The sequence below is a fragment of the Hypericibacter adhaerens genome (assembly GCF_008728835.1).
Taxonomy (GTDB): Bacteria; Pseudomonadota; Alphaproteobacteria; order Dongiales; family Dongiaceae; genus Hypericibacter; species Hypericibacter adhaerens.
Genome location: NZ_CP042582.1, coordinates 5,828,668 through 5,841,045 on the forward strand (window position 1 = coordinate 5,828,668; position 12,378 = coordinate 5,841,045).

General features: G+C 68.7%; 10 protein-coding genes and 1 pseudogene. All 11 read left to right on the forward strand.

Features of this window, described 5'->3' with window-relative positions:
* The first annotated feature begins 3 nt into the window (after positions 1-3).
* The 11 genes and pseudogenes from ybeY to rbfA all read left to right on the forward strand — a co-directional run bounded on the left by ybeY (position 4) and on the right by rbfA (position 12,377).
* Positions 4-633, forward strand: coding sequence for an rRNA maturation RNase YbeY (ybeY, locus tag FRZ61_RS26105; RefSeq protein WP_151120564.1), 630 nt, complete (start codon positions 4-6; stop codon positions 631-633).
* Positions 634-648: 15 nt separating this feature from the next.
* Entirely contained in the window at positions 649-1,575 is a 927-nt protein-coding gene (locus FRZ61_RS26110; RefSeq protein WP_151120565.1) for a hemolysin family protein, read from the forward strand.
* Positions 1,562-3,193, forward strand: a complete 1,632-nt coding sequence (gene lnt / locus FRZ61_RS26115) for an apolipoprotein N-acyltransferase (protein ID WP_191909213.1) — start codon at positions 1,562-1,564, stop codon at positions 3,191-3,193. Before FRZ61_RS26110 ends, lnt begins: the two co-directional genes overlap by 14 nt.
* 199 nt (positions 3,194-3,392) lie before the next feature.
* Positions 3,393-3,830, forward strand: coding sequence for a helix-turn-helix domain-containing protein (locus FRZ61_RS26120; RefSeq protein WP_225309019.1), 438 nt, complete (start codon positions 3,393-3,395; stop codon positions 3,828-3,830).
* 409 nt (positions 3,831-4,239) lie between these two features.
* Positions 4,240-5,409, forward strand: a complete 1,170-nt coding sequence (gene metK / locus FRZ61_RS26125; RefSeq protein WP_151120568.1) for a methionine adenosyltransferase — start codon at positions 4,240-4,242, stop codon at positions 5,407-5,409.
* A gap of 131 nt (positions 5,410-5,540) precedes the next feature.
* Positions 5,541-6,234, forward strand: a pseudogene (gene trmB, locus FRZ61_RS26130) (tRNA (guanine(46)-N(7))-methyltransferase TrmB); the annotation flags it as partial.
* A gap of 199 nt (positions 6,235-6,433) precedes the next feature.
* Positions 6,434-6,931 (forward strand): ribosome maturation factor RimP, encoded by a 498-nt coding sequence (rimP, locus tag FRZ61_RS26135; protein ID WP_151120570.1) that lies wholly within the window; start codon positions 6,434-6,436, stop codon positions 6,929-6,931.
* Between the two features lie 14 nt (positions 6,932-6,945).
* Positions 6,946-8,481 (forward strand): transcription termination factor NusA, encoded by a 1,536-nt coding sequence (gene nusA / locus FRZ61_RS26140; RefSeq protein ID WP_151120571.1) that lies wholly within the window; start codon positions 6,946-6,948, stop codon positions 8,479-8,481.
* Positions 8,482-8,518: 37 nt separating this feature from the next.
* Positions 8,519-9,268 carry an RNA-binding protein gene (locus tag FRZ61_RS26145; RefSeq protein ID WP_225309020.1) on the forward strand — a complete coding sequence of 250 codons (750 nt, stop codon included), beginning with the start codon at positions 8,519-8,521 and terminating at the stop codon, positions 9,266-9,268.
* Positions 9,269-9,288: 20 nt separating this feature from the next.
* Positions 9,289-11,877, forward strand: coding sequence for a translation initiation factor IF-2 (infB, locus tag FRZ61_RS26150; protein WP_151120572.1), 2,589 nt, complete (start codon positions 9,289-9,291; stop codon positions 11,875-11,877).
* A 56-nt stretch (positions 11,878-11,933) separates the two neighbouring features.
* Positions 11,934-12,377, forward strand: a complete 444-nt coding sequence (rbfA, locus tag FRZ61_RS26155) for a 30S ribosome-binding factor RbfA (protein WP_151121000.1) — start codon at positions 11,934-11,936, stop codon at positions 12,375-12,377.
* Position 12,378 lies beyond the last annotated feature (1 nt).

The window sequence follows — 12,378 nt, forward strand, 5'->3', positions numbered from 1 at the left end:
GGCATGAAGCGGGGGCTCAAGGCGGCGGCTCCGGCGCGCGCCAAATCCGCACCGTCCGGCAGGAAGAGTGCCAAGCCCGTACGCGCTCGGATCAAGGCCGGCGTCCCGTCGGGCAAGACGGGCGCGGCTCGGGCACAGATCGCCGTCGAGACGCTGGATCCCGCCTGGCGGCAGGTGGCGCCCGGCGTCGCGACGCTCGCCCGCAAGGCCGCGCATGCGGCGCTTGCGGCGGCCCTGCCGCCGGGCCCGCGCGCCGAGCTGGCTTTGGCGCTCGGCGACGACGCCTTGCTGCGCCGCCTCAACCGGGATTACCGGGGGCGCGACAAGCCCACGAATGTGTTATCTTTTCCCTATGTCGCGACACCGGGAGCGCCCGAGCAGGGCCGCCGTTTCCTGGGCGACGTGGCGATTGCGCGCGAAACGCTGCTCGCGGAGGCGGTCGCCGAAAGCAAGCCGGCAGCGCACCACCTGAGCCACCTGATCGTGCATGGCGTCCTTCATCTCCTGGGCCACGACCATGAACGTCCCGCCGAGGCGCGCCGGATGGAGGCGCTCGAACGCAAGGTGCTGGCGGGCCTCGGCATCCCCGATCCCTATCGCCCGCGCCGGGCCCCGCGCCCGCGGCGGCACTGAGCCGGAGACGGTGCGATGAGCGATCCGGTCACCACGCCCGCGGCGCGCGAGAACGTCGACACCGACGAATCCTCCGGCTTTCGCGTCATCCGCAACTGGCTGCGCTGGCGCAGGCGTCACCGCAAGACCGAGACCGACCTGCGCGACGCGATCGAGGAGCTGATCGAGGAGAGCGAGGGCGACACCGAGGCCGAGCCCGCGCAGGGCGACGAGAGCAGCCTGCTGCTCAACATCCTCAAGCTGCGCGATCTCACCTGCGACGACATCATGGTGCCGCGGGCCGACGTCGTCGCGGCACCCGCCGACATCACGCTCGAGGATCTGGTGAAGCTGATGGTGCGCGAGGGCCATTCGCGCCTGCCGATCTTCCGCGAGACGCTCGACGACGCGATCGGCATGGTGCATATCCGCGACGTGCTGGCCTGCATCGCCGGCGAGCGCAAATACGATCTCATGCAGATCAAGCGCGAGGTGCTGTTCACGGCGCCCTCGATGCGTGCGCTCGACCTGCTGCTCGAGATGCGCCTCAAGCGCATCCACATGGCGCTCGTCGTCGACGAGTTCGGCGGCATCGACGGGCTCGTGACCATCGAGGACGTGGTCGAGGAGATCGTCGGCGAGATCGAGGACGAGCATGACGTCGCCGAGGGGCCCAAGCTGATCCAGCGCCCCGACGGGACGCTCATCGCCGACGCCCGGGCCACCGTCGAGGAATTCGAGAACCTGGTGGGCCCCGTGCTCTCGCCCGAAGAGCGCGAGGAGGATGTGGACACGCTGGCGGGGCTGGTCTTCGCGCTGGCGGGCCGCGTGCCCAGCCGCGGCGAGCTCATCACCCATCCGGCCAGCGGCATCGCCTTCGAGGTGCTGGATGCCGATCCGCGCCGCATCAAGCGGCTCAAGATCCACAACCTGCCCAAGCCTCCCGCGGATGGCCAAGAATAAGGCGGCCGCCCTCGCGGTCGAACGCACGGCTCCCATGACCGATGACAGGAACACGGCGCCCTGGCCGATGCTGGGGCGCTTCGAGATGCTGCTGGCCCGACCGACCGGCTGGCGCCGCCGCCTGGTATTGACGCTGCTCGGCGCCGTCGGTGCTCTGGCGCTGCCGCCGGTTCATTTCGTGCCGGCCTTCTGTCCGGGGCTCTGGGCCATCGTCTGGGGGACCGAGCGCGCGCCCTCGAGCCGCGCCGCCTTCGCTACGGGCTGGTGGGTGGCCTTCGGCTATTTCCTGGCCGGCCTCTATTGGATCTCGAGCGCGCTGCTGGTCGATCCGATCCGGTTCGGCTGGATGATCCCCTTCATCGTCGGCGGGCTCTCGGGCGTGCTGGCGCTCTTCATCGGTGCGGCGGCGGCGGTGGTCCGCCGCCTTCGCCTCACGGGTATCGCCGGCGTCCTGGCCTTGGGCGTCGCCTGGCTCTTCTTCGAATGGCTGCGGAGCTGGATCTTCTCAGGGTTTCCCTGGAACCTCGCCGGCTATGTCTGGGCCTTCTCGGACGGGATGAATCAGTTCGCCGCGCTGGCGGGCATCTGGGGCCTCACGCTTGTGACAATTGTCGGGCTGGGCCTGCCGGCGCTCCTCGCGCGTTCCGCGAAAAGGCCGCGGACCGTCGTCCTAGGCGTGGCCGCGGGGCTCTTGATGCTGGGGGCGATCTGGGCCGGCGGCATGGTGCGGCTGTCGATGGCGCCCGCTGCCTCCACGACCGGGCTTCACTTCAGAATCGTGCAGGCCTCGATCCCGCAGACGCTGAAGAACGACAGCGCGGCTGCCTACAACAATGTACTACGACAAGTTGCGCTGACGAAGAACACGCCGGGGGGCGATGCGGCGCAACTGGTGATATGGCCGGAAGCGGCCGTGCCCTTCCTGATCGAGCGTGAGCCCACGTTACGGAGGGCATTAGCCGAGGTGATACCACCGAAGGGTTATCTCTTCACCGGCGCGCCGCGAGGCGAGCCGCTGACTGGTCCGCTTGATCAAGTCTGGAACAGTCTGGTGGTGCTAGATGCAGATGCCCAGATCCGCGCGACCTTCGACAAGTTCCATCTGGTTCCGCTCGGCGAATATGTACCGCTGCGCCAACTGTTTCCTTTCATTTCCAAAATAACTCCAGGCGGTATGGACTTCACCGCCGGTCCCGGTCCCACAACGATTCGTTTGCCGGGCCTGCCGGCCGTGGGCCCGGTGATCTGCTACGAGGTGATTTTCCCGCACGCGGTTGTAAATGAGGCCGATCGGCCTGATTGGATCGTCAATCTCACCAATGACGGCTGGTTCGGCATCACCAGCGGTCCCTATCAGCATTTCGCGAGCGCGCGGCTGCGTGCCGTCGAAGAGGGCCTGCCGCTGGTGCGTGCCGCCAACACCGGCATCTCGGGGGTCGTCGATTCTTACGGTCGTGTCATCCAGCGGCTGGGGCTCGGTGAAACCGGTGTCATCGACGGCACGCTGCCACAGACATTAACTCCTACACCTTATGCGCGCGGCGGCGATTGGAACGCTCTCGCTTTGGGGTTGATCGCTGCGCTGCTCGCACTAGTTTGTCATACGCGTCGAGCCTGAACGTCCCGCCACCCTGGCCGGACATACCCCTTAATGGCATCGCGGTGCCCGGTCGTAGCGAGAATCGTCTCTTCGCGTGTTGACTGCATAAGGGCGTATGACCTACTAGAGGGTGTGGACCACCGACCCGCGCCCCGAGCGGTCGAATTCTTTGAAAGGACGAATCCGTATGCCCCGCGGCCGGAAATCCTCCGGAAGGATGGCTAGTCAAGGTTTTCCCAACCCGATCGACGTGCATGTCGGCGCGCGCATCCGTCAGCGCCGCACATTGCTCGGCATGAGCCAGGAGAAGCTCGGCGAAGCGATCGGCCTGACTTTCCAGCAGGTGCAGAAATACGAGCGCGGCGCCAACCGGGTCGGCTCGAGCCGGCTGTTCGATCTGGCGCGCGTGCTTGATGTACCGGTCAGCTATTTCTTCGAGGACATGTCGGCCGGCACGGCGTCGAAATCGCCGTCGCGCCTGCGTGGCCTCGCCGAACCGAAGCCCGAGCCCTTCGAGCCCGATCCGCTTGCCAAGCGCGAGACCCTGGAGCTGGTCCGCGCCTATTACCGCATCGCCGATCCGGCGGTGCGCAAGCGCGTGTTCGAGCTGACCAAGGCCCTGGGCCGCACCGTCCGCAAGCGCCGCTCCAGCTGAGATTGTTCCGTCCTCGCCGACGGGCGCGCGGCTGCGGTCGCCGGCGTCGCCCGATTCGCTGGCCACGTCGCGCCGGCGGGGACAATCGGTCGCGGCCGCTGCCTTCCTAGAGTCCGGCCTCAGGGTTTTTACGGAGCCCCCGCCAGGCGACCGGTCCGCGCGGACAGGCCCTTGGGAATGCGGGATTTCGGGCGGTTGCGGAGGGCCGGGGACCGGGCCCGGCTGAAGCTTTGCTTAACCCCGCCCGCGGGCAATTGGGCTTGACCGGCCCGAGGCGCTTGAAACATCATCCGGCGCCCAAATTCAGGGGACTTGGCCAGAGCCGGCGACTGGCAGCGACGCGAAGCCGAAGAGCGCCCGCGTCTTTCCATCCTCTTCCGCCACCCATGACCATCTCTAAGGAGCGCCCGTGTCCAAGGGGTCCTATCTCTTTACCAGCGAATCCGTGGCCGAGGGCCATCCCGACAAGGTCTGCGACCGCATCTCGGACGCGATCGTCGATACCTTCCTCACGGCCGAGCCCCAGGCGCGCGTGGCGGTCGAAACGCTCTGCACCACCAACCATGTCGTGCTCGCGGGCGAGACCCGCGGTCCCGCCTCGATCACGCCGAAGCTGATGGAAGAGGTCGCGCGGCAGGCCATCCGCGACATCGGCTACGAGCAGGACGGCTTCCACTGGAAGAAGGCCAAGGTCGAGGTGCTGGTCCATGGCCAGTCGGCCGACATCGCGCAGGGTGTCGATGCCGCCGGCAACAAGGACGAGGGCGCCGGCGACCAGGGCATCATGTTCGGCTTCGCCTGCAACGAGACCGAGCATCTGATGCCGGCGCCGATCTTCTACGCGCACAACATTCTCCGCTCGCTGGCCGAGGCGCGCCATTCGGGCGCCGAGCCCGGCCTCGGGCCGGATGCGAAGAGCCAGGTGACGCTGCTCTACGAAAACGGCAGGCCGGTGCGCGCCACGTCGGTCGTGGTGTCGACGCAGCATGCCGAGAAGCTGTCGCAGGACCAGGTGCGCGAGATCGTGCGCCCGCATGTCCTCAACGTGCTGCCCAAGGGCTGGATGTGCCCCGAGGAAGAGTTCTACGTGAATCCGACCGGCCGCTTCGTGATCGGCGGGCCCGACGGCGATGCCGGTCTCACCGGCCGCAAGATCATCGTCGACACCTATGGTGGCGCGGCACCTCATGGCGGCGGCGCCTTCTCGGGCAAGGACCCCACCAAGGTCGACCGCTCGGCGGCCTATGCCGCGCGCTATCTGGCGAAGAACGTCGTGGCCGCGGGCCTCGCCGAGCGCTGCACGATCCAGATCTCCTACGCGATCGGCGTCTCGAAGCCGCTCTCCTTCTACGTGAACACCCACGGCACCGGCCGCGTGGAAGAGGAGAAGCTGGCGAAGCTCCTGCCCGAGATGGTGGATCTGCGTCCGCGCGCGATCCGCGAGCATCTGGGGCTGAATCGTCCGATCTATGCGCGCACTGCGGCCTATGGCCATTTCGGCCGCGCGCCCGATGCCGATGGCGGCTTCTCCTGGGAGCGTCTCGATCTCGTCGCCGGCCTGAAGCGCGAGCTGCACTGAGCGTGATGCCGAGGCGGCCGGCCGCCGGGGCCGGTGGCGGTCCCGACCCTGCCGCCGGGGACGCGGCCGGGCGGCTTCATTTCCATGGGCGGCGCAAGGGCCGCAAGCTCAGGCCCGGTCAGCAGAAGCTGATGCAGGCGGTGCTGCCGCGCCTGCGGGTCGAGCTGCCGCCGGCGGGAGCAAGCCTCGATCTCGCGACCTTGAAGGGAGAGGCGCCGAGCCCCGATCGCGAGCTCTGGCTCGAGGTCGGGTTCGGGTCGGGCGAGCATCTGGCCTGGCAGGCGGCAAACCATCCCGAGGTCACGATCATCGGCTGCGAGGTGTTCGAGAACGGCATCGCCCGCGCGCTGGGCTATGCCGTCGAGCAGAAGCTCGGGAATCTGCGCCTCTTTCCCGACGATGCGCGGAAGCTGATGGACCGGCTGCCCGACGGCGCCTTGTCGCGGGTCTTCATCCTGTTCCCGGATCCCTGGCCGAAGGCCCGCCATGCCGAGCGCCGCTTCGTCGGCCGGGCCAATCTCGACCGGCTGGCGCGGCTGATGCGGCCCGGGGCCGAGCTGCGCATGGCGAGCGACGACCCGGGCCAGATCCGCTGGATGCTGGGCGAGACGATCGATCACCCGGCTTTCGCCTGGCTCGCGGCCGGCCCGAAGGATTGGCGGCAGCGACCGGCCGACTGGCCGCAGACGCGCTACGAGGCGAAGGCGCTGCGCGAGGGGCGCAAGCCCGCCTATTTCCGCTTTCGCCGGCGCTGAAAGTAAGAAAAAAATTCCGCCGCCGCGGGCCTTGCGGCGGCCGGCCGGAAAAGGTCTGGAAAACTCGCCAAACCCGCGAAAAACCGCCCAAAAAGGTTCTTGCGCGGGAAGAGAAAGACACTATATTCCCGGCCATCATTGTTCCGAACAAACGGGACCAACAAAAAAAGGTGGGCCGAACGCCCGCCTTTTTTGTTACCCGCGATTTGGGCGCGTCCAGGCGGCGCGCCCGACCCTTTGACAGCCGAGACGCCCTGGTTTTGATGGTCATGGTAGAGACGCGCCAGATCGAGCAGATGATCGAGCCCTCGCTCGCCGCGATGGGCTACGAGGTCGTGCGCGTCCAGCTCTCGGGCGGCCAGCAGCGGCCGACCCTGCAGATCATGATCGAGCGCAGCGACGGCCGCGAGATCACGGTCGACGACTGCGCGGAATCGAGCCGCGCGATCTCGGCCTTGCTGGATGTGGAGGACCCCCTGCCGGGGGCCTATGAGCTCGAGGTCAGCTCGCCCGGCATCGACCGGCCGCTGACCCGGCCCAAGGATTTCGACCGTTTCGCCGGCCATCTGGCGCGGATCGAGACGCGCCGGCCGGTCGAAGGACGCAAGCGTTTCCAGGGTCGTCTCGTCGGCCGCGCCGGCGAGGAGGTCGTGGTGGCGCTCACCGACGGCGGAGAGGCCCGTCTGCCGATGACCGAGATTGCCAAGGCCAAGCTGGTGCTGACCGACGAGCTGATCGCGGCGGCCGCCAACAACGAGAATCGTTAGATCCCGAGGTAGACATGGAACCCACAATTGCCATTCCCAGGCTGGAGCTTCTGCAGGTGGCGGAAGCGGTCGCGCGCGAGAAGGGCATCGAGCGCGACGAGGTGCTGGAAGCGATGGAGCAGGCGATCCAGAAGGCGGGTCGCTCCAAATATGGCCATGAGCACGATATCCGCGCGCTGATCGACCGCAAGAGCGGCGAGATCCGGCTGATGCGCTTCCGCGAGATCGCGGACCCCGTGGTCAACGAGGCGACGCAGATCCCGCTGGCCGAGGCGGAGCGCATCGATCCGCAGAAGAAGATCGGCGACTTCCTGGTCGAGGAGCTGCCGCCGATCGATTTCGGCCGCATCGCCGCCCAGACCGCCAAGCAGGTGATCGTGCAGAAGGTGCGCGAGGCCGAGCGCAAGCGCCAGTTCGAGGAGTTCAAGAACCGCAAGGGCGAGATCGTCAACGGGCTGGTCAAGCGCGTCGAGTTCGGCAACGTCACGGTCGATCTCTCCCGCGCCGAGGCGCTGCTCAGGCGCGACGAGCTCCTGCCGCGCGAGGCGTTCCGCGTCGGCGACCGCGTGCGCGCGCTCGTGCTCGATGTGCGCGAGGAGCCGCGCGGCCCCCAGATCTTCCTGTCGCGCACCCATCCCGACTTCATGCGCAAGCTCTTCGCGCAGGAAGTGCCGGAGATCTATGACGGCATCATCGAGGTGAAAGCGGTCGCCCGCGATCCCGGCAGCCGCGCCAAGATCGCCGTCATCTCCAACGACAGCTCGATCGATCCGGTCGGCGCCTGCGTCGGCATGCGCGGCAGCCGCGTCCAGGCCGTGGTGGGCGAGCTCCAGGGCGAGAAGATCGACATCATTCCCTGGTCGCAGGATCCCGCCACCTTCGTGGTGAACGCGCTGGCGCCCGCCGAGGTGGCCAAGGTCGTGCTGGACGAGGAGACCCATCGCATCGAGGTGGTCGTCCCCGACGACCAGCTCTCGCTCGCGATCGGCCGGCGCGGCCAGAATGTGCGCCTCGCCTCGCAGCTCACCGGCTGGGACATCGACATCCTGACCGAGGCCGAGGAATCCGAGCGGCGCAGCGAGGAGTTCCGCTCCCGCTCGCAGATGTTCATGGATGCGCTCGATGTCGACGACGTGATCGCGCATCTGCTGGTGACAGAGGGCTTCAGCACGGTCGAGGACGTGGCCTTCATCCCGGTCGAGGATCTCTCCGCGATCGAGGGCTTCGACGAGGAAGTGGCCGAGGAGCTGCGCCAGCGCGCGCAGGCCTGGCTCGAGCAGCAGAACGAGAAGCTGAGCCAGCGTCGCCGCGAGCTCGGCGTCGCCGAGGAGCTGGCTTCTGTCGAGGGCCTGACCCCCGGCATGCTGGTCACGTTGGGCGAAGCCGGCGTCAAGACGCTGGACGACCTGGCCGACCTTTCGACCGACGAGCTGGTCGACAAGAAGGACGGCATCCTGCGCGGCCACGATCTGGGCCGGGCGGATGCCGAGGCGATGATCATGGCGGCCCGGGCCCATTGGTTCGAGGGCGACAAGGCGGCCGAGGCCTGAGCAGAGGGAAGCGGACCTGAAACGGATGCAGAGCGCGATGGCGATGACGGCCCGTCCGACGGCCGAGGATCCGAACCGGGAGGCGATCAGCGCCACCGGTGCGGCCTCTGTGCCGGTGGAGGAGGCCGACCTGGCGGCGGTGGACGAGACCGCCGCCGAGGGGCCGTCGCGCCGCTGCATCGCCACGCGCCAGGTGAAGCCCAAGGAGGAGCTGCTGCGCTTCGTGGTGGGGCCTGAGAACGAGCTGGTGCCCGATCTCGCGGGCAAGCTGCCCGGCCGCGGCCTCTGGGTTTCGGCCGAGCGGGCGGCCCTCGATCTGGCGCTGCAGAAGAACCTGTTCGCCAAGGCGGCCAAGGCGCCGGTGCGGGTTTCGCCCCGGCTGGCCGACGAGATCGTCCTGCTGCTGCGCAACCGCTGCCTGGATCTGATCGGGCTTGCCCGGCGCGCCGGGCAGGCGGTGGCCGGCTACGAGAAGGTGGATGCCTGGCTGGAGCGGGGTACCGTATCAGTGTTGCTCGAGGCGCGGGACGGTGCGGCCGATGGCAAGCGCCGGCTGGCGGCCAAGGCCGGCGCTCACCATATAAAGGGCACGGCGACGGAGCCGGCCTCCCGGCCCTCCATCGCCGTCATCGATCTCTTCACCGCCGCAGAGCTGGCCGCCGCATTGGGCCGCGAGCATGTGGTGCATGCCGCGCTCAGCGAAGGCGGGCTCGCCCGCGCGCTCCGGCTGGACGCCGCGCGGCTCAAAGCCTTGATTGCCGGCCCTGATACCGGACCTAACCACTGACGACCGATCGGATTATCGCGATGACCAGCAGCAACGACACCGATGCCAGCAAGAAGCCGCTGAAGCTGAGCCGCCCCAAGCTCGAGCTCAAGAAGACGGTCGATGCCGGCCAGGTTCGACAGAGCTTTCCCCATGGCCGCACCAAGACCGTCGCGGTCGAGGTGAAGCGCAAGCGCACCTATGCGCGCGGCAATGGCGACAAGGTTACCGAGGTCACGACCGAGCCCGAGCTGACGGCCCCCGCCGACGGCCATCCGCATGGCCATGCGCCGGCCGTGGCCGAAGCGCCGGCCCCGGCGACGGTGGCCCATCACCTGACCGACAGCGAGCGCGCCGTGCGCCTGAAGGTGCTGGGCGAGGCCAAGCGCGACGACGAGCTCCGCCGCCAGATGGAGCAGGAGACCGCCCGCCAGCGCGCCGAGGAAGAGGCGCGACTGGCCGCCGAGGAAGCCGCCCGCCCGAAGCCCAAGCCGGAACCCGAGCCGGCCGCGGCCGTGGAGTCGGCGGCCGCCCCCGCTGCAGCCAAAGCCGCGAAGCCCGCGCCGGCGTCCGAGCGCGAAGCCGAGGCCAAGCCGCACCGCCTGACCGCGAAGCCCGCCGCGGCGGCGGCGCCGATGGCGGAAGAAGAGGAATCCGACCGGGCCCGCCGGCCGGGCGCCGTGCGCCACGCGGTGCCGAAGCCGGCACCGGTCGCGCGCCGCGACGAGCCGCGCCGGCGCACCGGCAAGATGACGATCTCGCAGGCGCTGGACGAGGATGCAGGCGAGCGCGTGCGCAGCCTGGCGGCCGTCCGCCGCGCCCGCGAGAAGGAACGCCGCCTGGCCATGGCGGCGGGCGATTCAACAAAGGTCATTCGCGACGTGATCATCCCCGAAACCATCACCGTGCAGGAGCTGGCCAACCGTATGGCCGAGCGCGGCGCCGACGTCATCAAGGCCCTCATGAAGATGGGCATCATGGCGACCATCAACCAGACGCTCGATGCCGACACGGCCGAGCTGGTCGCCGGCGAGTTCGGCCACCGCGTGCGCCGCGTCTCGGCGGCCGACGTCGAGATCGGGGTCGAGGGCCTGGCCGACGAGGCCGAGCATATGGTGCCGCGCTGGCCGGTCGTGACCGTCATGGGCCATGTCGACCACGGCAAGACCTCGCTGCTCGACGCGCTGCGCCAGACCGACGTGGCGGCGCACGAGGCCGGCGGCATCACGCAGCATATCGGCGCCTATCAGGTGACCCGCCCCAACGGGCAGAAGATCACCTTCATCGACACGCCGGGCCATGCCGCCTTCACCGAGATGCGCGCGCGCGGCGCCAACGTCACCGACATCGTGGTGCTGGTGGTCGCGGCCGACGACGGCATCATGGAGCAGACGGTCGAGGCGATTCACCATGCCAAGGCCGCGAAGGTGCCGATCATCGTCGCCATCAACAAGATCGACAAGCCGGAGGCCAATCCCGAACGGGTGCGCCAGGAGCTCCTGAAGCACGAGCTGGTCGTCGAGGAACTGGGCGGCGACGTGCAGACCGTCGAGGTCTCGGCCAAGACCCGCCAGGGCCTCGACAAGCTCGAAGAGGCGATCCTGCTCCAGGCCGAGATCCTGGAGCTCAAGGCCAATCCGGATCGCGCCGCCTCCGGCGCCGTGATCGAGGCCAAGCTCGAGCGCGGCCGCGGCGTCGTGGCGACGCTGCTGGTGCAGCGCGGCACGCTGCGCGTGGGCGACATCCTGGTCGCGGGCGGCGAATGGGGCCGCGTGCGCGCGCTGCTCGACGATCGCGGCGAGCCCATGACCGAGGCCGGCCCCTCGACGCCGGCGGAGATCCTGGGCCTGCAGGCGCCGCCGCTGGCGGGCGACACCTTCGCGGTGGTGGAGACCGAGGCCAAGGCCCGCCAGGTCAGCGAGTACCGCCAGCGCGTCCAGCGCGACAAGGAGGCGGCGACCCGCGTGCGCGGCTCGGCGCAGGACATCTTCGCCAAGATCGCCGAGGGCGAGGCGAAGGAGCTCCCCGTCATCGTCAAGGGCGACGTGCAGGGCTCGATCGAGGCGATCGTCGCCTCGCTGCAGGGCCTGGGCACCAAGGAAGTGGCGGTGCGCGTGCTGCATACCGCGGTCGGCGGCATCAACGAATCCGACATCACGCTGGCGCGCGCGTCCAACGCGATGATCATCGGCTTCAATGTCCGCGCCAACCCGCAGGCGCGCGAGATGGCCAAGCGCGACAAGATCGAGATCCGCTACTACTCGATCATCTACAACGTGGTGGACGACGTGAAGGCGGCGCTCTCGGGCCTGCTGGCGCCGACCATGCGCGAGAGCTTCCTCGGCTACGCCGCGATCCGCGAGGTCTTCAACATCTCGAAGGTCGGCAAGGTCGCGGGCTGCATGGTCACCGAAGGCGTCGTCAAGCGCGGCGCCAAGGTGCGTCTGCTGCGCGACAACGTCGTCATCCACGAGGGCAGCCTGAAGACGCTGAAGCGCTTCAAGGACGAGGTGCGCGAGGTCAAGGAAGGCTTCGAGTGCGGCATGGCCTTCGAGAACTACGACAACATCCAGGTCGGCGACCAGATCGAGTGCTTCGAGATCGAGCAGGTCACGCGCACGCTGGCTTAAGAAGCCGGCGGGCGCGGGCTTGCCCCGCGACCGGACGAGCCTGAAGGGCGTTCTTGGTGAAGGCACATCGCAAATCGCGCGCGGGCTCGGGCCCGAGCCAGCGCCAGCTGCGCGTGGGCGAGGAGATCCGGCATGTGCTGGCCGAGCTCTTCGCCGAGGGGCGGCTGCACGACCCGGCCCTGGCCGAGGCGCGGATCACCGTGACCGAGGTCAAGGTCAGCCCGGACCTGAAGAACGCGACCGCCTTCGTGCTGCCCTTCGGCGGCGGCGATGCCGCCACGCTGGTCCAGGCGCTCAATCACGCGGCCCCTTATCTGCGCGGCGAGATCGCGCGCGAATTGAAGCTGCGCTTCGCCACCCAGATCCGTTTTCTGCCCGACAATTCCTTCGACCGCGCCCAGCGCCTCGAGGCGCTCTTCCGCGAGCCGGACGTGGCGCGCGATCTGACGGCGCCGGCCGACAAGGACCAGGAAGGGGACGACGAGGGCGGGGAGCGCTGAG

What these genes read in the sequence shown, in the direction of transcription:
- ybeY (WP_151120564.1), top strand. Translation starts at nt 4, where the DNA reads ATGAAGCGGGGGCTCAAGGCGGCGGCTCCGGCGCGCGCCAAATCCGCA.
- FRZ61_RS26110 (WP_151120565.1), top strand. Translation starts at nt 649, where the DNA reads ATGAGCGATCCGGTCACCACGCCCGCGGCGCGCGAGAACGTCGACACC.
- lnt (WP_191909213.1), top strand. Translation starts at nt 1,562, where the DNA reads ATGGCCAAGAATAAGGCGGCCGCCCTCGCGGTCGAACGCACGGCTCCC.
- FRZ61_RS26120 (WP_225309019.1), top strand. Translation starts at nt 3,393, where the DNA reads ATGGCTAGTCAAGGTTTTCCCAACCCGATCGACGTGCATGTCGGCGCG.
- rimP (WP_151120570.1), top strand. Translation starts at nt 6,434, where the DNA reads ATGGTAGAGACGCGCCAGATCGAGCAGATGATCGAGCCCTCGCTCGCC.
- nusA (WP_151120571.1), top strand. Translation starts at nt 6,946, where the DNA reads ATGGAACCCACAATTGCCATTCCCAGGCTGGAGCTTCTGCAGGTGGCG.
- FRZ61_RS26145 (WP_225309020.1), top strand. Translation starts at nt 8,519, where the DNA reads ATGGCGATGACGGCCCGTCCGACGGCCGAGGATCCGAACCGGGAGGCG.
- infB (WP_151120572.1), top strand. Translation starts at nt 9,289, where the DNA reads ATGACCAGCAGCAACGACACCGATGCCAGCAAGAAGCCGCTGAAGCTG.